Genomic DNA, 625 nt, shown 5'->3' on the forward strand with positions numbered 1-625 from the left:
GCTGCCGGTAACCCATCGGCTATCGCTGCCGGTAACCCATCGGCTATCGCCACTGACAACCAAGACGTTGATAACACTGATGCACCTACTCCAAACGTTGAGTTTGAAGGCATGGGTGATGACGGTATTTACAGCAGCGATGAAATTGGCGCTGATGGTACCGTCACCGCCACCGTGACCTTAGCCGCGGGCACCAACATCGGTGACACGCTGATCATCACTGATGGCAACGGCAACGAATTGTTCAACGGCCTCGTGACCCAAGCGATGCTTGATAATGGTCAAGCCGTGGAAGTCCCTGTCGCTGCAGGCGATACCCAGGTCAATGTTGATGCACAAGTCATTGATGCCGCCGGTAACCCATCGGCTATCGCCACTGATAAGCAAGACGTTGATAACACTGATGCACCTACTCCAAACGTTGAGTTTGAAGGCATGGGTGATGACGGTATTTACAGCAGCGATGAAATTGGCGCGGATGGCACCGTCACCGCCACCGTGACCTTAGCCGCGGGCACCAACATCGGTGACACCCTGATCATCACTGATGGTAACGGCAACGAACTCTTTAACGGTCTCGTGACCCAAGCGATGCTTGATAATGGTCAAGCCATTGAAGTCGCGG

At 53.9% G+C, this 625-nt stretch carries 1 protein-coding gene; it reads left to right on the top strand.

Annotated elements, in window-relative coordinates; all coding sequences use genetic code 11:
- On the top strand, positions 1-625 hold a 625-nt coding region (locus BM739_RS20330; RefSeq protein WP_217697862.1), incomplete at both ends, for a hypothetical protein.

Source organism: Shewanella sp. UCD-KL21 (genome assembly GCF_001957135.1).
Lineage (GTDB): Bacteria > Pseudomonadota > Gammaproteobacteria > Enterobacterales > Shewanellaceae > Shewanella.